Raw genomic sequence first — 17,139 nt, forward strand, 5'->3', positions numbered from 1 at the left:
CTCAAGAACGCCCGCCGTGTCGCCACCCGCTACGACAAGACTGCCGAAAGCTTCCTGGGTTTCATCGACATAACCTCGATCCGCCTCTGGCTCCGCCAATTGTCAACATGACCTAAAGAGTTCTTCGCCGCGCTTAGTCCAATCAACTTTGTAAACATCCATATTACCCATCCATCTTCAACGCGGAAATAAACGCCGACTGCGGGATCTCGACCTTGCCGAACTGGCGCATCTTCTTCTTGCCGGCCTTCTGCTTCTCCAGAAGCTTCTTCTTCCGGGTGACGTCGCCGCCGTAGCATTTCGCGGTCACGTCCTTGCGCATGGCCGCAATGGTCTCGCGCGCGATGACCCTCCCACCAATGGCGGCCTGGACCGGGATCTTGAACATGTGGCGCGGGATCAGCTCCTTCAGCTTCTCGCACATCACCCGGCCGCGGCTCTCGGCGCGGTCGCGGTGGACCATGATCGAGAGCGCGTCCACCGGCTCGTCGTTGACGAGGATCGACATCTTCACGAGGTTGTCCTCGCGGTATTCGAGCATCTGGTAGTCGAAGCTCGCATAGCCCTTGGTCACCGATTTCAGCCGGTCGTAGAAGTCGAAGACGACCTCGGCCAGCGGCAGGTCGTAGACCACCATCGCGCGGGAGCCGGCATAGGTCAGGTCCATCTGGATGCCGCGGCGGTCCTGGCAGAGCTTCAGCACGTCGCCGAGGTAGTCGTCGGGGACCATGATCGTCGCCTTGATCCGCGGCTCCTCGATATGGTCGACGTAAGTGAGGTCGGGCATGTCGGCGGGGTTGTGCAGCTCGCGCACCTCGCCGTCGCGCATGTGGAGCTTGAAGACCACCGAGGGCGCGGTGGTGATGAGGTCGAGATCGTATTCACGCTCGAGCCGGTCGCGGACGACCTCGAGGTGGAGAAGGCCGAGAAAGCCCATGCGGAAGCCGAAGCCGAGGGCCGCGCTGGTCTCCATCTCGTAGGAGAAGCTGGCGTCGTTGAGGGCGAGCTTCTCGATGGCGTCGCGGAGCGCCTCGAAATCGGCGGCGTCGACCGGGAAGAGGCCGCAGAAGACCACCGGCTGGGCGGGCTTGAAGCCCGGCAGCGCCTTGTCGCAGGGCTTCTTCTCATGGGTGATGGTGTCGCCGACGCGGGTGTCGCGGACCTGCTTGATCGAGGCGGTGAAGACGCCGATCTCGCCCGGGCCCAGTTCGGCGATGTCGACCATCTGCGGTTTCAGGACGGCGAGCTTGTCGACGCCGTAGAGCGCGCCGGTCTGCATCATCTTGATGCGGTCGCCCTTCTTGATCACGCCGTCCATCACGCGGATCATGACGACGACGCCGAGATAGGGGTCGTACCATGAATCGACGAGCATCGCCTTCAAGGGGGCGCTGCGGTCGCCCTTCGGCGAGGGCAGGCGGGCGACGATGGCCTCGAGCACGTCGGGGATGCCGATGCCGGTCTTGGCGGAGATCGGCACGGCCTGCGAGGCGTCGATGCCGATCACGTCCTCGATCTCGGCCTTGACCTTCTCGGGCTCGGAGGCGGGCAGGTCGATCTTGTTGAGGACCGGGACGAGCTCGTGGTCGGCGTCGATCGCCTGGTAGGCGTTGGCCAGCGTCTGGGCCTCGACACCTTGCGTCGCGTCGACGACGAGGAGCGAGCCCTCGACGGCGCGCATCGAGCGCGAGACCTCGTAGGCGAAGTCGACATGGCCCGGCGTGTCGATCAGGTTGAGGATGTAGGTCTTGCCGTCCTTCGCCGGGTACTCGATGCGGACGGTGTTGGCCTTGATGGTGATGCCGCGTTCTCGCTCGATATCCATCGAGTCCAGCAGCTGGGACTTCATGTCGCGTTCGGCGACGGTCCCGGTCAGCTGGATCAGCCGGTCGGCAAGGGTGGATTTGCCGTGGTCGATATGGGCCACGATGGAGAAATTGCGGATCTGGGCGAGCTCGGTCATGATGGCGCGGATATGCGCGGGAAATGGCGGGCGGTCAATGGGGGAGAAGGGTCCGCGCTGCGGCTGCGTCACTCCTTGCGGCGGATGAGCGCGTTGGCGATCTGGCCGACGAGTGCCACGAAGAGGCCGATGCCGAGCAGCATGAAGGCGATGGTGAAGATCTTGCCCGCATCGGTCTGGGGGGCGAAGTCGCCGTAGCCGACCGTCGACATCGTCGCCACGCAGAAGTAAAGCGCGTCGAGCCAGCTCCAGCCCTCGACATTGTGGTAGAAAACGGTGCCGCTGAGGACCGTCGCGAACACGAGGGTCACCGTCGTTCGGAAGGCCGGATCGCCCCACGATCGCCGGATCGCGCGGAAGAGCCTCGCCAGCGTGAGAAAGAACGGAACCATGCGCCCCCCTGGTCTGCGTCACTTGCGGCCAGAGACTGGCGTATGGCGCCGAGCCCCGCAAGCCCCGGCGGGCGGGGCGGTCTCGGGGAGGATCGGGGCGGATGTGACCCTGCCGCTACCGGCTTGCCCCCCACTCCCATCCCCTCCCCACCAGGGGGAGGGGAGGCGCAGGGCCGCGGTGCGGATCGCCCCGGCCCGAACGGGATCCAGGCGAAGCGCGCGCGGGTTCCCTGCGTCCTGAGCCGCGGGGCGCGGGATATCGCGAGGCCCGGCCAGCCGGAGAGTGCCTCGTCGCAGCGGTCCAGCGTCCGCACCCGGGAGGAGTTGATGAGGGCGGAAGCGGGTTTCATCGCGGCGAGCTCCGCCCTGCCGATGATGTGCCGCGTCGTATCCTTGAGCGTGCAGCGAAGCGGGACGACATCCGCCCGCAGCAGGATAGGCGCTCAGGTCATCGACCTTTTCGCCCCCCGCGCGCGGCCATCATCTCCGCGCTCCGGCCCGGATCGAGGGCGGCCACGCGGGGCGCGGACCCCCTGCCCCGCCGCCCGCGCAGGACCGCGAACCGCCGGCCGGAAAAGGAGCCGCCGCACCCCAAACGGCGCCCCATTCTGGACTCAGGATGCCTCGCAGTCTGGCCCTAACATCGGGAATCCCCACCCGCTACGGTTGCCGGATACCAAATCTCATGATCCGGGCGGCAGCGATCAGCCGCCCCAACTCACTTGACCGCAACCAAGGGAGGACCGATGAGCAATACGGTTTTGCTAGCGACAGACGGCAGCCCCGGCTCGGCCCGGGCACTCGACCACGCGATGGAGCGGGCGGGGAAATCCGGTGCGCGGGTGCTCGTCGCCTATGTCATCGAATGGTCGCCCTACTCGTTCAACACGCCGGAAGAAAACGCCCTGCGGCACACCAGGCGGGAATCCGAGATCGAGCGGGCCCGCGCCACCATCGTCGATCCGGCGCTGGCCAGGCTCAGGGCGGCCGGGATCGACTGCGAGGGGATCGTCCAGCACGGCCATCCGGCAAAGACCCTCGCCGAGATCGCGGAGGAACACGGCGCGGCGCAGATCGTCATCGGCAAGCAGGGCCAGAGCGGGCTCAAGGCGATGCTCTTCGGCAGCGTCGCGGGCAACCTGGTCCAGCTCGCGACGGTGCCGGTCATGGTCGTGCCCTAGGGGCCCGACTGCGGCCCTCGGGGTCCGGCCCGAAAGCGAAACCAAGGAAACGGAGGAACCATGTCGCGTCTGATCGCAGCCCTGCTGCCTCTCGCCGTCCTGCCGTCGCCCGCGCTCGCCGCGGGCATCGACGAGACCATCAACAACCTCACCGCCCCGCTCGCGACCCTGATCGGGCAGATCGTCTTCTTCAAGGTCACCCTCTTCGGCGCCGGCCTGCCGCTCGTCGTCCTCTGGCTCGTCGCGGGGGCGGTGTTCTTCACCTTCTACATGGGCTTCGTGAACCTGCGCGGTTTCAAGCACGCGATCGAGCTGGTTCGCGGCGACTATGCCGACCCGGATAGCGCGGGCGAGGTCAGCCACTTCCAGGCGCTGGCCACCGCCGTTTCGGGCACCGTGGGCATCGGCAACATCGGCGGCGTCGCGGTCGCCGTGACCGTCGGCGGGCCGGGGGCGACGTTCTGGCTCATTCTCGCGGGCTTCCTCGGCATGTCGACGAAGTTCGTCGAATGCACGCTCGGCGTGAAGTACCGCAACGAGAACCCCGACGGCTCGGTCTCGGGCGGGCCGATGTACTACCTGTCGAAGGGCTTCGCCGAACGCGGCATGGAAGGCTTCGGCAAGGTCATCGGTACCTTCTACGCCATCGGCATCTTCGTCGGCGCGCTCGGCATCGGCAACATGTTCCAGTCGAACCAGGCCTATGTGCAGCTCAACACCGTCGCGGGCGGCCGGCTTGACGGCTATGGCTGGCTGATCGGGCTGATCCTCGCCGCGGTGGTCTTCGCCGTGATCATCGGCGGCATCAAGTCGATCGCGCGCGTGACCGAGAAGATCGTGCCCTTCATGGCGGTCTTCTACTGCGTCTTCGCGATCATCGTGATCCTGATGAACTTCACCGCGATCCCGGAGGCCATTGCCAATGTCTTCACCGGCGCCTTCACCGGCGAGGGGGTCGCGGGCGGCGCCTTGGGCGCGCTGATCATCGGCTTCCAGCGCGCGGTCTTCTCGAACGAGGCCGGCATCGGCTCGGCCTCGATCGCCCATTCGGCGGTCAAGACCGACGAGCCGGTGACGGAAGGTTATGTCTCGCTTCTCGAGCCCTTCATCGACACGATCGTGATCTGCACCATCACCGCGATGGTGATCGGCACGAGCCAAGTCGCCGATCCGGGCTTCGCCGGCGAGGCGACCGGGGTCGCCATGACCTCGGCGGCGTTCGAGCGGCAGCTGAGCTGGTTCCCGCTGCCTCTGGCCTTCGCGGCGCTCCTGTTCGCCTTCTCGACGATGATCTCGTGGTCCTATTACGGCCTGAAGGGCTGGACCTACCTCTTCGGCGAGGGCGATGCCGGGCAGACGGTCTACAAGCTGATCTTCTGCGCCTTCGTGGCCCTCGGCTGCGTCGTCCAGCTCGGCCCGATCCTCGACATCTCGGACGCGCTCGTGTTCCTGATCTGCGTTCCGAACATCCTCGGGCTCTACTTCCTCGCCCCGATCGTCCGGCGCGAGATGGACGACTACCGGGCACGGCTCGCGCGCGGCGAGATCCGGAAATACGCCTGAGCAAGGATGCCGCCCGCCGGTCGCGCGGCGGGCGGATCACTGGCCCTCGGCCTCACCCGAAGCGCACGCCCTGTTCCTGCGCCCTGAGCCGAGGGTCGCGGGATTTCACCAGGAGCGGGCGGCCGGAGAGGGCCTCGTCGCAGCGCTCCAGCGTCTCGCGTTCGAGCCGCTCCATCGCTTCGGCCGTGTAGAAGGTCAGGTGCGGCAGCAGCAGGACGTTCGGGAGCCTGAAGAGCGGGCTCATGAGGTGGCCGGAAAGGCTCAGTGGTTCGGAAGAGAAGACGTCGAGGCCGGCGCCGGCGATCCGGCCCTCGGTCAGCGCGGCGACCAGCGCCGCCTCGTCGACGAGCGCGCCGCGGGAGGAGTTGATGAGAAAGGCCGCGGGTTTCATCGCGGCGAGTTCGGCCGCGCCGATGATGTGGCGGGTCGTTTCGTTCAGGGTGCAGTGGAGCGAGACGAAATCGGATTGCGCCAGCATCTCGTGCAGGTCCTCCACCTTCTCGACCCCGTGCGCGGCCATCTCCTCGGCGCTCATGCCTGGCGTAAAGGAGATCACGCGGGCGCGGAACCCCTGCCCCGCCATCCGCGCGAAGCTCTTGCCGATGCGGCCCAGCCCGACGATGCCCACGGTCTTGCCGGCGATGTCGCTGCCCATCCAGCGCGCCGTGGGCCAGGCCCAGCCCTCGGCCTGCATCTGGCGGTCAAGCGGCACCAGTTTCTTCGCGAGCGCGATCATCAGGGTGAAGGCGCCCTCGGCCACCGTCTCCTCGGCATATTCGGGGATGTTGACGACCGGGATGCCCTTAGCGATCGCCGCGGGGATGTCGATCGCGTCGATGCCGACGCCGTATTTGACGATGCCCCTGAGCCGGGTCGCGGCGGCGATCACCGCGGCGGTCACCGGGGTGTAGCACATCACGAGGAGGTCGGCCGAGGCGACCTCGGCGGCGAGTGCGGCCTCGCTCACGCCCTCGGGCAGGAGCACGAGTTCGCCGCGCCGGCGCAGCTCGGCATCGAGCTGCGGCGTTTCGAGTTCGCAATCGGTCCGGACGATCTTCATGTTTCCTGCCCCCCTGGCGGCCACGCACTTTGGAGTGTTTCGTGCTATGTTAGAGGGGCGACCGGCCCGGCCGCCAGAGAAAGAGCAAGCGATGAAGGAGATTGCCTACAGCGTGCGTGTCACCGGCCATGTCCAGGGCGTCGCCTACCGCGCCTGGGCGCGCTCCGAGGCGGGGCTTCTCGGCCTCAGGGGCTGGGTCCGCAACCGCGGCGACGGCTCGGTGGAAGCGCTGGTCGCGGGGCCCGAGGCGGCCGTCGAGGAGATGGTCGCGGCGATGAGCGAGGGCCCCGGCGCGGCCCAGGTCACCGATGTCTGGACCGAAGCCGCCGACCCCGCCACAGCACCTGACGGGGAGTTCCGGATCACCGGCTGACGGTCGCGCTCATTTCGGCGTGATCTTGGCCGTGAAGGTCTGGGCGACGATCTTGCCATCCTCGACAAGGAAGGTGTCGGTGGCGGTCTCGTAGGTATTGTCGGGCGTGTCGGCGTGCCAGGTGATGTAGCCGATCCGCCCGTTGTAGACCTCGCCGGTCATCTCGAAGACAACGTCGGGCTTGCCGAACTCGGCGAAGAAGGCCTCGAAGGCGGGGCGCATCTCTTCGGGGCCGGTCATGACCGTGCCGTTGGCAATCATCACCGACGTGTCGGTAAAGTCCGCGAGCATGGCGTCCATGTCGCCCGCCCCGAAGGCCGCCAGATGACGGTGCACGACCTCTTCGGTCATCGCCGCGTCGTCCGCCCATACAGGACCCGCGAGCGCCAGGATAACGGCAGTCAGAACCGCCGGCTTCGTGAGGATTGCGGTCATTTCGTCCCCCTATGTTTGATTTCGCAAGGCCGCGCTGGCCCGAGCCGCGACTATAGCACATCCGGGCCGCCACCGCCCGGCGCTCACCCGACCGGCAGGACCTGGCGCTTGACCATCGCGCGGAGCGCGAAGGAGGAGCGGGTCGAGCGGATGCCCGGCACCCGCATCAGCTTTTCTTCGAGGAAGCGGTCGAAATCGGCGAGGTCGGCCGCCACCACCCGCATCAGGATGTCGCGCGATCCGGTCATCAGGTGGCACTCCATCACCCGGTCGAAGCCCCTCACCGCGCGTTCGAAGGCCTCGATCGCGTCCTTCGACTGCTTTTCCAGCTCGACCCAGATGAAGATCGAGACCGGCAGGCCGACCCGGTGCTGGTCGATCCGCGCCGAATAGCCCTCGATCACGCCTTCGGATTCGAGTCGGGCAAGACGGCGGGCACAGGGCGTCTGCGACAGGCCGATCTCGGCGGCGAGGTCGGTCACGGTGAGGCGACCGTCGCGCTGGAGAGCCGCGAGAATCCGGCGGTCTATGGCGTCCATGGGGAATTTTACCTTCTTGACCGTTACATTTAGTTAATATCACCACATGAAAGAACATCAAAGGTGGATATTGGCGAAAACCTCCGCACGAGCGGTGGTATTCTGGACTTCGCATCATTCACGGAGCCTGCCATGCAGATCACGCCGGTCGAAACCGCCGAGCACGAGGAAGTCTATCGCGTCGAGGACAGGGAGGCGGGGCTTGTCGGCTTCATTGCCGTGCATTCGACCGCGCTCGGCCCGGCGGCGGGCGGGCTCAGGATGCGGGTCTACCGCAGCGAGGACGAGGCGCTTGGCGACGTACTCAGGCTCTCGCGCGGGATGACCTTCAAGAACGCGGCGGCGGACCTGCCGCTCGGCGGCGGCAAGGCGGTGATCCTTGGCGATCCGGCGCGCGACAAGACGCCGGAACTGCTGCGCGCGATGGGCCGCGCGGTCGAGACGCTCTCGGGCCGATACTGGACCGCCGAGGACATGGGGATGACGACCGCCGACATGGCCGTGCTGGCCGAGACGACCGCTTACGTCGCCGGGCTCGCGGGCGGGGCGTTCGCCTCCGGCGATCCCTCGCCGGTGACCGCGCGCGGCGTCTTCAACGCGGTCCGGCGGGTGGCGCAGCACCGGTTCGGGCGCGCGGATCTCGACGGGCTGACGGTGTCGGTACAGGGGCTTGGCAACGTCGGGCGGCATCTCTGCGCGCTGCTCCACGGCGAAGGGGCGCGGCTGATCGTCACCGACATCGACCCGGCGCGCGTTGCCGGAGCGGTCGCGGAATGGTCGGCCGAGGCGGTGGCCGAGAGCGAGATCTACAGCGCGGGCGCCGACATCTTCGCGCCCTGCGCGATCGGCGGCATCCTCAACGAGGGGACGATCCCCGAGCTGCGGGTCTCCGCGGTGGCGGGCGGTGCCAACAACCAGCTCGCGACGCCCGAGGACGGCGCGCGGCTGGCGGCGCGCGGCATCCTTTACGCCCCGGATTTCGTCGCCAATGGCGGCGGCATCATCAATGTCGCGGCCGAGATCCTGAAGATCGCCGACCGGCAGAGCTGGGTCGCGGCCAAGCTCGACGCGCTCGACGGCACGATGGAGGCAATCCTGAGCGCCGCCGCGGCCGAGGGGGTCGGCCCGAACGCCGTCGCCGAACGCATCGTCGCCGAGCGGATGCGCCGCGTCGCCGCCTGAGCCCTTGACGGCGGCGCCGCGCGGGCCGATCTATGCGGCAAAGCGAAGGGTAAAAGCGATGAAGTTCCTCATCCCGGACATGAGCTGCGGACACTGCAAGGCCGTGGTCGAGCGCACGATCATCGACCTCGACAGCAATGCCGACGTGGTCGTCAATGTCGCCGCCAAAACCGCCGAGGTGAAGACCACCTCGGCGCCCGAGGCGATCCTGACCGCGCTCAAGGCCGAGGGTTACCCAGCCAAGCTGGTCGGCTGAGCGTCGCACCATAATCTGTCCCGAGAGCGGTGACCGGGCGCCATTCGCCCGGTCCCGTTTCAGTCGAGCGCCGACTTGAAGGAGGGGGCCGCGTCCTGGGCCGCCTTCATCGCGGCCATCGCGTCCTCGATCGAGATGAGCTTGGTGGTGCGGCCTGCGGACATCGAGCCGGACCCCCCGACCAGCATCGAGCCGGCGATCATCGCCTTGTCGTCGGGCGCCTCGACCAGCGCGACGATGTCATCCGAGCCGAAGCAGAAGAACATGTGATGCAGCTTGCCGCCGATCGCCTCGATCATCTTCGCGGCAGCGGCCCTGCGATCCTGCGGCTTCTCGATCATCGCCTTGATCGCGGCTGGCGCGTAGCTTCCCTGAAACAGATAAAATCCCATGTCCCGTCCTCCCTTGTGTGATTGTTGAGGGCGGGATTGTATCATGCGCGGCGACAGTTTTCCGGGGAATAGGGTATCGTCGCCTCACCCCCTGTGGAGTAGCCGGGCGATGAGCGCGTCCGCGCCGGCTTCGACGAGGTCGAGCACGGTGTCGAAATCGCCGGTGTAATAGGGATCGGGCATGTCGCGCGGCGCGGAGCCCGCCACGCCGTCGAGAAAGAGTGCGAGCGGGGTGGCGTGGCCGCGGGGACGGAGCGCCTCGAGTGCTGCGTGGTTGGCGCCGTCCATCGCGAGGATGAGGTCGAAGGCGGTGAAGTCGCCCACCACGGCCTGCCGGGCGCGCAGGCCAGAGAGGTCGTAGCCGCGCCGCAGGGCGGCGGCGACCATCGGCGGATGCGGCGGATTGCCGACATGCCAGCCGCCGGTGCCGGCGCTGTCGACCGCCACCGCAAGCCCGGCGGCGGCGGCGCGGGCGGCGAAGACCGCCTCGGCGGCGGGCGAACGGCAGATGTTGCCGAGACAGACGAAGAGTATACGGTGCATCGTGGGCCTCCCGGCCCCGGGCGATGCCAGAAGGACGACAGGATGTCAAAACCCGGTGCCCATATCGTGATCCTGACCGGCGCGGGGATCTCGGCCGAGAGCGGGCTCGGCACGTTCCGCGATGTCGGCGGGCTCTGGTCGCGCTACGACTGGCGCGACCTCGCGACGCCTGAGGGATTCGCGCGCGATCCAGGTTTCGTGCTCGATTTCTACAACTGGCGGCGCGAGCGGGTGCGGGCGGCGAAGCCCAACCCGGCGCATCTGGCGCTGGCGCGGCTGCAGCGCGACTGGGAGGGCGAGGTGACGCTAGTCACCCAGAATGTCGACGACCTGCACGAGCAGGCCGGCAGCGCTCCGGTGATCCACATGCACGGCAGCCATCTGACCGCGCGCTGCGCCGCCTGCGGCCACCGCTGGCCGGCGCCGCGGGAGATGGCGCCCGAGGACCGCTGCCCCGCCTGCAGGGCGGAGGCGGCCCGCCCCGACGTGGTCTGGTTCGGCGAGACGCCGCACCATCTGGAGGCGATCGGCGCCGCACTCGCGGCGGCCGATCTCTTTGTCGCGATCGGCACCTCGGGCACGGTCTATCCGGCAGCGGGCTTTGCCGGTGCCGCCCGCGCGGCGGGCGCGCGGACGCTGATGCTGAACCTCGAACCCGCCGAGAACGCGGACATCTTCGACGAAGCCCGCCACGGCCCGGCGAGCCGGATCGTACCCGACTGGGTGGCCGCACTCTGCCCCGGCGAGGCGCCCTAGCGGGCGCTGTCGACCGGGATCTCGACCGCGACCTCGCCGGCCTTCTCGAAGGTCAGCGTGACGGCCACGGTCTCGCCTTCGGCGGGGCGGCTTTCCAGTCCCATGAACATCAGATGGTCGCCGCCGCGTTCGAGCGCATGGCTCGCCCCGGCGGGGAGCGCGATGCCGCCCTCGATCGGGTGCATCTGCATCGCGCCGTCGGCGCCAATCGTGTGGGTGTGCAGCTCGGTCTTGGCGGCGATGCCGGAGGCGACGCCGATCAGGCGGTCGTCGCTGTCGCCCTGGTTCTCGATCACCATGAAGGCGGCGCCGGCCATCGCACCGGGCATGAAGCGGGCATAGGCGTCGCTGACCACGATCGTGTCGGCGGCAGCGGCGGGAAGGGCGAAGGCGACCGCGGCGGCGGTCAGGGCGGATTTCAGGAATGTCATGTTATTTCCTCTGGTTTCGGTGTCATCGAAGGGCGATCACACCGGAACCGGAGGCCCCCGCGCGCCGAAGGGCGCAGGCGCGGCCGCGCCGGGCACCCGCTTCGCCGCGGGCAGGCTTGTCTTGACCGGCGTCACGGGGCGCGCTGCTTCCGCAGGGGCGGGATCGGTGACTGCGGCGAGGAGGCCGAGCGCGAGGTCGGGGCAGAGATGGGCGGGGCCGGAGGGCGCGCCGGTCGCGTCGCGCGGCACCTGGACAAGGCCCGCGCCGGAGCAGAGGACGAGCGCCTCGCCCCCGGCCCGGACCTGGCCGCGCGCGGCGGCGGCCGCGACGCCCATCGCGGCGAGCGCGAGGGCGAGCGTCAGGATCAGCGCGGAGCGGAACGTCGGCCGGGTCATGGCCCCGTGATACGGCGGCTCCGCAGGGAAGGGAAAGGGACAAAACGAAGCGGCCCCGCCGGGGCGGGGCCGTTTCGGGTCACGTCAGACGGTCCGCTCAGGCGGCAGCCTGGGCCTTCGCGACGTCCTTCTTGATCTTCAGCGCCTTCGCCGACAGCTCTTCGTCCTTCGCCTTGGCGAGGAAGGCGTCGAGCCCGCCGCGATGGTCGACCGAGCGCAGGGCCGCGGCCGAGATCTTCAGCTTGTACGACTGGCCAAGCACGTCGGAGATCAGCGTGACATCGTTAAGGTTCGGCAGGAAACGACGGCGCGACTTGTTGTTCGCGTGGCTCACGTTGTTGCCCGACATCGGGCCCTTACCGGTCAGTTCGCAAACGCGCGACATGGGTTCGTTCCTTGTTTCTCGGGCCTTGCGCCCGGCGTTCCGATAACATCAATGGGCGCTGCCGTGGCAGCCCCCCGAATTCCGTTCGCGCCGTTTACGGCCAAAGCCGGGCGAGGTCAAGCGATTCATCCCGCCCGTCCCGCCCGCGCGAGGCTGGACAAGGCCCGGCCGGAGGACCATCCTTCGCGCATGCCCCATGACGACCCCGATCATCCACATTCCCTGCTGCCCTCTGACCCCGCGCTGAGGGTGAAGGCGCTGGAGACGATCCTCACCGCGAAGGGGCTCGTCGATCCGGCCGCGCTCGACGCGATCCTGGAGACCTATGAGGAGAAGGTCGGCCCCCATCTCGGGGCGCGGGTGGTGGCGCGGGCCTGGAGCGATTCCGCCTTTCGCGACCGGCTCCTGGCCGACGCCACCGCCGCTGTCGCGGAGCTTGGCATTTCCGGCCGGCAGGGCGAGCATGTCGTCGCGGTGGAGAACACGCCCGAGACCCACAACATGGTCGTCTGCACGCTCTGCTCCTGCTATCCGTGGCCGCTTCTCGGCATTCCGCCGGCCTGGTACAAGTCGGACGCCTACCGCGCCCGCGCGGTGCGCGAGCCGCGCAAGGTGCTCGCGGAGTTCGGTGTCGCCCTGCCCGAGGGGCAGAGGGTGCGGGTCTGGGATTCGACCGCCGAGGTGCGCTACCTCGTGGTGCCGATGCGGCCCGAGGGGAGCGAGGGGCTGGACGAGGCGGCGCTGGCGGCGCTCGTTACCCGCGATTCGATGATCGGGACCGGATTGCCGGAGCGTCCGGCATGAGCCGGGTCCATGACATGGGCGGGCGCTACGGCGACGGCGCGGTGGTGCCCGTGCCGCAGGACGCGCCGCCCTTCGCCGCGGAGTGGCATCGCAAGGCGCTCGCGCTGACGCTCGCGGCGGGCGGGCTCGGTGCCTGGAACATCGACACCTCGCGCCATGCCCGCGAATGCCTCGCGCCGATGGATTACGCGCGCTTCTCCTATTACGAGAAATGGCTCGCCGCACTTGCCGACCTTCTCGTCGCGAAGGGGCTTGTGACGCGGGCGGAACTGGCCGCGGGCCGGGCCGATCCGGCGCCATTGCACGCGCGCGCCTTGCGCGGCGAGGCGGTCGGCGCCGCGCTCGCGCGCCGGGTGCCCTATGCGCGGCCCGGCCCCGCCCCGCGCTTTGCCGTCGGCGACCGGGTAAAGACCCGACTGCCGGCGCGGAACGCCTTCGTGGCGGGCGGGCATACCCGCCTGCCCTCCTATGCCGCCGGCCAGACCGGCACGGTGGTGCTCGTCCACGGGCCGCATGTGCTGCCGGATGCCAATGCCCACGGGCTCGGCGAGAATCCCGAGACGCTCTACACCGTCGCCTTCGCCGCCGCCGATCTCTGGGGCGCGGCCGAGGGCCCCGGCGACGAGGTGACGCTCGACCTCTGGCAAAGCTACCTGGAGGCGCCGTGACCACGCCCGCGCAGTTCGACGAGCCCTGGCAGGCGCAGCTCTTCGCGCTGACCGTGGCGCTGAACGAGGCCGGGCATTTCGGCTGGACCGACTGGACCGCAGCCTTCGGCGCCGAGTTGAAGGCGCGCGGCGCGGTGCGGGAGCTTGACGGCGGGGCGGATTACTGGGCGGCCTGGCTCGTGGCCTTGGAGGGGCTGCTCGACCGCTCCGGCATGGCGGCGCGGGGCGAGGCCGAGCGGGTCCGGGCCGACTGGGAGCGGGCCTATCTCGCGACGCCGCATGGCCAGCCGGTGCGGCTGGAGGGCTGAGCGTCAGTCCTCGATCCGGAAGAGCTTGTCGCGCGCGGTGGCGCCGCGCACCAGCGTGAGCCGCGACTTCGCGATACCGAGCGCCCTCGCGAGCAGCTTCACCACCGCGGCATTGGCCTTGCCGTCCTCGGGCACGGTGGTGACCTGCACCCGGATCGCGCCATCGACGAGCGTGACGGCGTTGCGCGAGGCCTTCGGCGTCACCCGCACCGCGATCTCGGCGCCGGGCCGGGCCAGATGGCTGAGATCGGTCATGGCGTTCTCCTCTGGCCCAAGTCCTACCCCGCCGCTAGGCTGGCCGCCAGAGCCCGGGAGGATCCGATGACCACCGCCTTCTTCACAGACGAGCGCTGCTTCTGGCATGGCGGCGGCAACTATGCCTTCACGCTGAAGACGGGCGGGCTTGTGCAGCCCGGAGCCGGTCTGCCGGAGAGTCCGGAGACCAAGCGGAGGTTGAAGAACCTTCTGGAAGTCACGGGACTTGCTCGGGAAATGGCGATTCAGTCCGCGCCGGAGGCGAGCCGGGAGGTTCTTTTGAGGGTCCACCCCGCCAGCTATCTCGACGCCTTCGAGGCGGCCTCGGAGGCGGGAGGCGGCGAGCTTGGCCTGCGCGCGCCCTTCGGGCCGGGCGGCTACGCGATCGCGGCGCTGTCGGCGGGGCTCGCGGCCGGGGCGCTGCGGGCGGTGCTCGAGGGGCGCGCGAAGAACGCCTATGCGCTGTCGCGCCCGCCGGGGCACCACTGCCTACCCGACTGGCCGAACGGCTTCTGCCTTCTCAACAACATCGGCGTCGCGATCCGCGCGGCGCAGGCAGCGGGGCTCGCGCGTCGGATCGCGGTGGTGGACTGGGACGTGCATCACGGCAACGGCACCGAGGCGGTGTTCTGGACCGATCCCGAGGTGCTGACGATCTCGCTGCACCAGGAGCGGAACTACCCGCTCGACACCGGCGGGCCGGAGGCGCGCGGCGCGGGCAAGGGCCACGGCTTCAACATCAACATTCCCCTGCCCCCGGGTACCGGCCATGCGAGCTATCTGGAGGCGATGGAGCGGATCGTGCTGCCCGCACTTCACCGTTTCCACCCCGAGGCGATCGTGGTGGCCTGCGGCTTCGACGCCTCGGCGGTCGATCCACTGGGCCGGATGCTGGCGACGGCCGAAACCTTCCGGGCGATGACCCGGCAGCTTCGCGAGGCGGCGGAGGCCTTGTGCGGCGGGCGGCTCGTCCTCGTCCACGAGGGCGGTTATTCGGAGGCGCATGTGCCCTTCTGCGGCCATGCGGTGCTGGAGGAGCTGACCGGCTCCGCGATCCGCGCGCCCGATCCCCTTGGCGAGACGCTCGCGGCGCGCCAGCCGGGGCCGGAGTGGCAGGCCCATGTCTCGGCCCATATCGCCCGGCTCGCGGCCTATTTCCTTTGACCGAAGCGGCTTGACCCCGGCGCGGCGCTGACCGACATCAGGGCGAGACCCGAACGGAGCACGACATGCCGATCCCCAATCCCGCCGCGATGGAGTTTCTCCTCACCCGCCGCTCGCGGCCCGCGAAGATCCTCACCGCTCCGGCGCCTACCCGCGAGGAGCTTCTGCCGATCCTGACCGCCGCCGCGCGGGTGCCCGATCACGGCAAGCTCGAACCCTGGCGGTTCCTCGTGCTGGAAAAGCCGGCACTTGCCCGGCTCGCGGCGCTTGCGCGGCGGCGCGGCGCCGGGATGGGGCTTGAGCCGGAGCGGATCGAGAAGGGCGTTCTGCAGCTCTCGGAAGCCGATCTCGCGGTCGCGGTCGTCCATGTGCCGCGCCCGACGGTCAAGGTGCCCGAGATCGAGCAGGTGCTGTCGGCGGGCGCGGCCTGCCTGACGCTGCTCAACGCCGCCCTCGCCTCGGGTTGGGGCGCGTCCTGGCTCACCGGCTGGCACGTCCATGACGCGGAGTTCTGCCGCGAGGGGCTCGGGCTCGGCGCGGGCGAATGGGTCGCGGGGCTGATCCACATCGGCACCGAGACCACGACCCCGCCGGACCGGCCCCGGCCCGACATCGCGGCGATCACGACGTGGGTGTCGGAATGATCCTCGGCGATTTCCTGAAGGCGCTCGGGCAGCTCGGCGACCGGCGCTTTCTCAAGGTCGTGCTCCTTGGCGTGGCGCTGTCGCTGGCGCTTCTGGTCGCGGTCTACGCGGGCTTCGCGCAGGTCGTGGCCTGGCTCGTGCCGGACGCGATCTGGCTGCCCTTCGTCGGCGAGGTCACCTGGGTCGAGACCCTGATGAGCTGGGGCTCGCTCCTCCTGATGATCGGGCTCTCGGTGTTCCTGATGGTGCCGGTCGCCTCGGCCTTCACCGGGCTTTTCCTCGACACGGTCGCCGACGCGGTGGAGGACCGGCATTATCCCAGCTTGCCGCCGGCGCCGAACGTGGCCTGGATGGACACACTCATCGACAGCATCAACTTCTTCGGCGTGCTCGTCGCGGTGAACGTGCTGGCGCTGGTCCTTTACGCCTTCGTCGGCCCCTTCGCGCCGCTGATGTTCTGGACGGTGAACGGCTACCTGCTCGGGCGCGAATATTTCCAGATGGCGGCAATGCGGCGGCTCGGGCGCGAGGGCGCGCGGGCGCTGCGGAAGCGCCATTCCGGTCAGATCTGGGTCGCCGGGATGCTGATGGCCGCGCCCTTGTCGCTGCCCGTGGTGAACCTCGTGATCCCGGTTCTCGGGGCCGCGACCTTCACGCATCTCTTCCACCGGCTGTCGCGGGAGCGGTAGGCGGGTTCATCGAGGTCCACAGTGGCCGCATCAACCGCCGTGCGGACATGACGGGCATCGCTCCCAGACGGAACGGTTTCACACGCTCGCCGTGCCTTTAAGGAGAACGATGTCGATCAACGCGGGATTACTTGGCGACACGAATGCTCAGGAGCGTCTTCCCGAGGCGCTTCTGCACCGTCGTCGTCGCGCTTTGCGCGCCGCGATTGGCGCCGTCGTAAGCCGATTGCCCGGTCTCCCTGTAAAGAGCCGCCGCGGCATCGAAGTCCTTCGCCAAAATCAAGTCCGCAATCTGAGGCGCCAATGCGATGAGCACGTTCACGTTCTCGAAGGCGGCTTCGGCGCCCTTCAACTCGTCGTCCGTGGCGAATTTGCTCTTTTTCACGCTGTTATAGGCTGTGGCGACTTCCGCCGCGGCCCTGTCCGCGTTGCTGCGGATGGCGTAGTCGTTTCCGATCTCCTTTTCCATCACGCGCCAGCCGCCGCGCTCCGCCTCGATGCTGTAGACGAGGAAATGGTTCACCTGGCTCGTCATCCTTTCAAGCACTTGTAACGAGGTCAGCAGTCGCAGTTCGTCGGATGCCTTCGCGGCGAGTTCCTTGGCGGTTTCCTGCGCGTTTGCTGACAGACCAGAGAGGGCGAGACAAAGGCCGGTTAGGACAGCCATCCAAAATGAGCGCATTTCCTGTACTCCTGTCACTAAAGCACTGACCGTGGCATGGCATCGACCTTTCTGACAACCCGAGCCCGTGTCCGGGTG

At 68.5% G+C, this 17,139-nt stretch carries 25 protein-coding genes and 1 pseudogene; 13 read left to right on the top strand and 13 right to left on the bottom strand.

All coding sequences use genetic code 11. The features are described 5' to 3' along the window. Nucleotides 1-111: pseudogene (locus tag OM960_RS21155) on the top strand (IS5/IS1182 family transposase); the annotation flags it as partial. Between the two features lie 52 nt (nucleotides 112-163). Here OM960_RS21155 and lepA read toward each other — a convergent pair. The 3 genes from lepA to OM960_RS25590 form a co-directional block, all read right to left on the bottom strand. Then, nucleotides 164-1,963 carry a translation elongation factor 4 gene (gene lepA / locus OM960_RS21160; RefSeq protein WP_264773368.1) on the bottom strand — a complete coding sequence of 600 codons (1,800 nt, stop codon included), beginning with the start codon at nucleotides 1,961-1,963 and terminating at the stop codon, nucleotides 164-166. A 68-nt stretch (nucleotides 1,964-2,031) separates the two neighbouring features. Next, the gene (locus OM960_RS21165) at nucleotides 2,032-2,355 is read right to left on the bottom strand and encodes a potassium channel family protein (RefSeq protein ID WP_263338984.1); all 324 of its coding nucleotides are present in this window, start codon (nucleotides 2,353-2,355) and stop codon (nucleotides 2,032-2,034) included. After that, on the bottom strand, nucleotides 2,271-2,792 hold the full coding sequence (locus tag OM960_RS25590) for an NAD(P)-dependent oxidoreductase (RefSeq protein WP_354003570.1): 522 nt from the start codon (nucleotides 2,790-2,792) through the stop codon (nucleotides 2,271-2,273). The genes OM960_RS21165 and OM960_RS25590 overlap by 85 nt, the downstream gene beginning before the upstream one ends. A 309-nt stretch (nucleotides 2,793-3,101) precedes the next feature. Here OM960_RS25590 and OM960_RS21170 point away from each other — a divergent pair, with 309 nt between their 5' ends. Next, a complete protein-coding gene (locus OM960_RS21170) occupies nucleotides 3,102-3,536 on the top strand; it encodes a universal stress protein (RefSeq protein WP_263338986.1) in 435 nt (144 codons plus the stop codon). Nucleotides 3,537-3,596: 60 nt separating this feature from the next. Continuing rightward, nucleotides 3,597-5,099, top strand: a complete 1,503-nt coding sequence (locus tag OM960_RS21175; RefSeq protein ID WP_263338988.1) for an alanine/glycine:cation symporter family protein — start codon at nucleotides 3,597-3,599, stop codon at nucleotides 5,097-5,099. A gap of 52 nt (nucleotides 5,100-5,151) precedes the next feature. Here the strand turns inward: OM960_RS21175 and OM960_RS21180 are convergent, their stop codons facing one another. Continuing rightward, complete coding sequence (locus OM960_RS21180) at nucleotides 5,152-6,159, bottom strand: C-terminal binding protein (protein ID WP_264773369.1); 1,008 nt, start codon at nucleotides 6,157-6,159, stop codon at nucleotides 5,152-5,154. Nucleotides 6,160-6,250: 91 nt separating this feature from the next. Here OM960_RS21180 and OM960_RS21185 point away from each other — a divergent pair, with 91 nt between their 5' ends. Beyond that, on the top strand, nucleotides 6,251-6,532 hold the full coding sequence (locus OM960_RS21185) for an acylphosphatase (RefSeq protein WP_263338992.1): 282 nt from the start codon (nucleotides 6,251-6,253) through the stop codon (nucleotides 6,530-6,532). A 9-nt stretch (nucleotides 6,533-6,541) separates the two neighbouring features. Here the strand turns inward: OM960_RS21185 and OM960_RS21190 are convergent, their stop codons facing one another. Beyond that, on the bottom strand, nucleotides 6,542-6,967 hold the full coding sequence (locus OM960_RS21190; protein WP_264773370.1) for a nuclear transport factor 2 family protein: 426 nt from the start codon (nucleotides 6,965-6,967) through the stop codon (nucleotides 6,542-6,544). 83 nt (nucleotides 6,968-7,050) lie between these two features. Then, a complete protein-coding gene (locus OM960_RS21195; protein ID WP_263338996.1) occupies nucleotides 7,051-7,506 on the bottom strand; it encodes an Lrp/AsnC family transcriptional regulator in 456 nt (151 codons plus the stop codon). A gap of 132 nt (nucleotides 7,507-7,638) precedes the next feature. Here OM960_RS21195 and OM960_RS21200 point away from each other — a divergent pair, with 132 nt between their 5' ends. Both OM960_RS21200 and OM960_RS21205 read left to right on the top strand, forming a co-directional pair. Beyond that, on the top strand, nucleotides 7,639-8,688 hold the full coding sequence (locus OM960_RS21200) for a Glu/Leu/Phe/Val family dehydrogenase (RefSeq protein WP_263338998.1): 1,050 nt from the start codon (nucleotides 7,639-7,641) through the stop codon (nucleotides 8,686-8,688). A 58-nt stretch (nucleotides 8,689-8,746) separates the two neighbouring features. Continuing rightward, on the top strand, nucleotides 8,747-8,944 hold the full coding sequence (locus tag OM960_RS21205; RefSeq protein ID WP_263339000.1) for a heavy-metal-associated domain-containing protein: 198 nt from the start codon (nucleotides 8,747-8,749) through the stop codon (nucleotides 8,942-8,944). Nucleotides 8,945-9,003: 59 nt separating this feature from the next. On the opposite strand, the gene OM960_RS21210 is transcribed toward OM960_RS21205, so the two are convergent. Continuing rightward, entirely contained in the window at nucleotides 9,004-9,336 is a 333-nt protein-coding gene (locus tag OM960_RS21210) for a GYD domain-containing protein (protein ID WP_263339002.1), read from the bottom strand. A gap of 84 nt (nucleotides 9,337-9,420) precedes the next feature. Then, a complete protein-coding gene (locus OM960_RS21215) occupies nucleotides 9,421-9,879 on the bottom strand; it encodes a low molecular weight protein-tyrosine-phosphatase (protein WP_264773371.1) in 459 nt (152 codons plus the stop codon). A gap of 42 nt (nucleotides 9,880-9,921) precedes the next feature. Between OM960_RS21215 and OM960_RS21220 the strand changes: the two genes are divergently transcribed. Continuing rightward, complete coding sequence (locus OM960_RS21220) at nucleotides 9,922-10,635, top strand: NAD-dependent deacylase (protein WP_264773372.1); 714 nt, start codon at nucleotides 9,922-9,924, stop codon at nucleotides 10,633-10,635. Here OM960_RS21220 and OM960_RS21225 read toward each other — a convergent pair. The 3 genes from OM960_RS21225 to rpmB form a co-directional block, all read right to left on the bottom strand. After that, complete coding sequence (locus OM960_RS21225) at nucleotides 10,632-11,066, bottom strand: copper chaperone PCu(A)C (RefSeq protein WP_264773373.1); 435 nt, start codon at nucleotides 11,064-11,066, stop codon at nucleotides 10,632-10,634. The two genes, OM960_RS21220 and OM960_RS21225, sit on opposite strands and share 4 nt — an antisense overlap. Before the next feature lie 36 nt (nucleotides 11,067-11,102). Then, complete coding sequence (locus OM960_RS21230) at nucleotides 11,103-11,462, bottom strand: hypothetical protein (RefSeq protein WP_263339010.1); 360 nt, start codon at nucleotides 11,460-11,462, stop codon at nucleotides 11,103-11,105. 97 nt (nucleotides 11,463-11,559) lie between these two features. Beyond that, nucleotides 11,560-11,847, bottom strand: a complete 288-nt coding sequence (rpmB, locus tag OM960_RS21235) for a 50S ribosomal protein L28 (protein ID WP_263339012.1) — start codon at nucleotides 11,845-11,847, stop codon at nucleotides 11,560-11,562. 189 nt (nucleotides 11,848-12,036) lie between these two features. On the opposite strand from rpmB, the gene nthA reads away from it, so the two are divergent. Genes nthA through OM960_RS21250 form a run of 3 tightly spaced genes read left to right on the top strand, consistent with a single transcriptional unit; the run spans nucleotide 12,037 to nucleotide 13,627 of the window. Then, nucleotides 12,037-12,651 carry a nitrile hydratase subunit alpha gene (nthA, locus tag OM960_RS21240; protein WP_263339014.1) on the top strand — a complete coding sequence of 205 codons (615 nt, stop codon included), beginning with the start codon at nucleotides 12,037-12,039 and terminating at the stop codon, nucleotides 12,649-12,651. Next, nucleotides 12,648-13,319, top strand: a complete 672-nt coding sequence (gene nthB, locus OM960_RS21245; RefSeq protein WP_264773374.1) for a nitrile hydratase subunit beta — start codon at nucleotides 12,648-12,650, stop codon at nucleotides 13,317-13,319. The genes nthA and nthB overlap by 4 nt, the downstream gene beginning before the upstream one ends. Further along, entirely contained in the window at nucleotides 13,316-13,627 is a 312-nt protein-coding gene (locus OM960_RS21250; protein ID WP_264773375.1) for a nitrile hydratase accessory protein, read from the top strand. The genes nthB and OM960_RS21250 overlap by 4 nt, the downstream gene beginning before the upstream one ends. 3 nt (nucleotides 13,628-13,630) lie before the next feature. On the opposite strand, the gene OM960_RS21255 is transcribed toward OM960_RS21250, so the two are convergent. After that, nucleotides 13,631-13,882 carry a DUF167 domain-containing protein gene (locus tag OM960_RS21255; RefSeq protein WP_263339019.1) on the bottom strand — a complete coding sequence of 84 codons (252 nt, stop codon included), beginning with the start codon at nucleotides 13,880-13,882 and terminating at the stop codon, nucleotides 13,631-13,633. A 66-nt stretch (nucleotides 13,883-13,948) separates the two neighbouring features. Here OM960_RS21255 and OM960_RS21260 point away from each other — a divergent pair, with 66 nt between their 5' ends. From OM960_RS21260 to OM960_RS21270, 3 genes are all read left to right on the top strand, one after another. Then, the gene (locus tag OM960_RS21260) at nucleotides 13,949-15,046 is read left to right on the top strand and encodes a class II histone deacetylase (RefSeq protein WP_264773376.1); all 1,098 of its coding nucleotides are present in this window, start codon (nucleotides 13,949-13,951) and stop codon (nucleotides 15,044-15,046) included. 65 nt (nucleotides 15,047-15,111) lie between these two features. Continuing rightward, a complete protein-coding gene (locus OM960_RS21265; protein WP_264773377.1) occupies nucleotides 15,112-15,690 on the top strand; it encodes a nitroreductase family protein in 579 nt (192 codons plus the stop codon). After that, nucleotides 15,690-16,379 (top strand): EI24 domain-containing protein, encoded by a 690-nt coding sequence (locus OM960_RS21270; RefSeq protein WP_264773391.1) that lies wholly within the window; start codon nucleotides 15,690-15,692, stop codon nucleotides 16,377-16,379. The genes OM960_RS21265 and OM960_RS21270 overlap by 1 nt, the downstream gene beginning before the upstream one ends. A 127-nt stretch (nucleotides 16,380-16,506) precedes the next feature. Here OM960_RS21270 and OM960_RS21275 read toward each other — a convergent pair whose 3' ends face one another. Next, nucleotides 16,507-17,061, bottom strand: a complete 555-nt coding sequence (locus tag OM960_RS21275; RefSeq protein ID WP_264773378.1) for a hypothetical protein — start codon at nucleotides 17,059-17,061, stop codon at nucleotides 16,507-16,509. Between the last annotated feature and the right edge of the window lie 78 nt (nucleotides 17,062-17,139).

The sequence above is a fragment of the Defluviimonas salinarum genome, assembly GCF_026013545.1.
GTDB lineage: Bacteria > Pseudomonadota > Alphaproteobacteria > Rhodobacterales > Rhodobacteraceae > Albidovulum > Albidovulum salinarum.

Excerpts from the sequence above, each read along its gene's own strand:
- lepA (WP_264773368.1), bottom strand. The coding sequence starts at position 1,963 with ATGACCGAGCTCGCCCAGATCCGCAATTTCTCCATCGTGGCCCATATC.
- OM960_RS21265 (WP_264773377.1), top strand. The coding sequence starts at position 15,112 with ATGCCGATCCCCAATCCCGCCGCGATGGAGTTTCTCCTCACCCGCCGC.
- OM960_RS21215 (WP_264773371.1), bottom strand. The coding sequence starts at position 9,879 with ATGCACCGTATACTCTTCGTCTGTCTCGGCAACATCTGCCGTTCGCCC.
- nthB (WP_264773374.1), top strand. The coding sequence starts at position 12,648 with ATGAGCCGGGTCCATGACATGGGCGGGCGCTACGGCGACGGCGCGGTG.
- OM960_RS21205 (WP_263339000.1), top strand. The coding sequence starts at position 8,747 with ATGAAGTTCCTCATCCCGGACATGAGCTGCGGACACTGCAAGGCCGTG.
- OM960_RS21190 (WP_264773370.1), bottom strand. The coding sequence starts at position 6,967 with ATGACCGCAATCCTCACGAAGCCGGCGGTTCTGACTGCCGTTATCCTG.
- rpmB (WP_263339012.1), bottom strand. The coding sequence starts at position 11,847 with ATGTCGCGCGTTTGCGAACTGACCGGTAAGGGCCCGATGTCGGGCAAC.
- OM960_RS21180 (WP_264773369.1), bottom strand. The coding sequence starts at position 6,159 with ATGAAGATCGTCCGGACCGATTGCGAACTCGAAACGCCGCAGCTCGAT.
- OM960_RS21260 (WP_264773376.1), top strand. The coding sequence starts at position 13,949 with ATGACCACCGCCTTCTTCACAGACGAGCGCTGCTTCTGGCATGGCGGC.
- OM960_RS21225 (WP_264773373.1), bottom strand. The coding sequence starts at position 11,066 with ATGACATTCCTGAAATCCGCCCTGACCGCCGCCGCGGTCGCCTTCGCC.
- OM960_RS21175 (WP_263338988.1), top strand. The coding sequence starts at position 3,597 with ATGTCGCGTCTGATCGCAGCCCTGCTGCCTCTCGCCGTCCTGCCGTCG.
- OM960_RS21275 (WP_264773378.1), bottom strand. The coding sequence starts at position 17,061 with ATGCGCTCATTTTGGATGGCTGTCCTAACCGGCCTTTGTCTCGCCCTC.
- OM960_RS21185 (WP_263338992.1), top strand. The coding sequence starts at position 6,251 with ATGAAGGAGATTGCCTACAGCGTGCGTGTCACCGGCCATGTCCAGGGC.
- OM960_RS21255 (WP_263339019.1), bottom strand. The coding sequence starts at position 13,882 with ATGACCGATCTCAGCCATCTGGCCCGGCCCGGCGCCGAGATCGCGGTG.
- OM960_RS21230 (WP_263339010.1), bottom strand. The coding sequence starts at position 11,462 with ATGACCCGGCCGACGTTCCGCTCCGCGCTGATCCTGACGCTCGCCCTC.
- OM960_RS21210 (WP_263339002.1), bottom strand. The coding sequence starts at position 9,336 with ATGGGATTTTATCTGTTTCAGGGAAGCTACGCGCCAGCCGCGATCAAG.
- nthA (WP_263339014.1), top strand. The coding sequence starts at position 12,037 with ATGCCCCATGACGACCCCGATCATCCACATTCCCTGCTGCCCTCTGAC.
- OM960_RS21170 (WP_263338986.1), top strand. The coding sequence starts at position 3,102 with ATGAGCAATACGGTTTTGCTAGCGACAGACGGCAGCCCCGGCTCGGCC.
- OM960_RS21220 (WP_264773372.1), top strand. The coding sequence starts at position 9,922 with ATGTCAAAACCCGGTGCCCATATCGTGATCCTGACCGGCGCGGGGATC.
- OM960_RS21165 (WP_263338984.1), bottom strand. The coding sequence starts at position 2,355 with ATGGTTCCGTTCTTTCTCACGCTGGCGAGGCTCTTCCGCGCGATCCGG.
- OM960_RS21200 (WP_263338998.1), top strand. The coding sequence starts at position 7,639 with ATGCAGATCACGCCGGTCGAAACCGCCGAGCACGAGGAAGTCTATCGC.
- OM960_RS21195 (WP_263338996.1), bottom strand. The coding sequence starts at position 7,506 with ATGGACGCCATAGACCGCCGGATTCTCGCGGCTCTCCAGCGCGACGGT.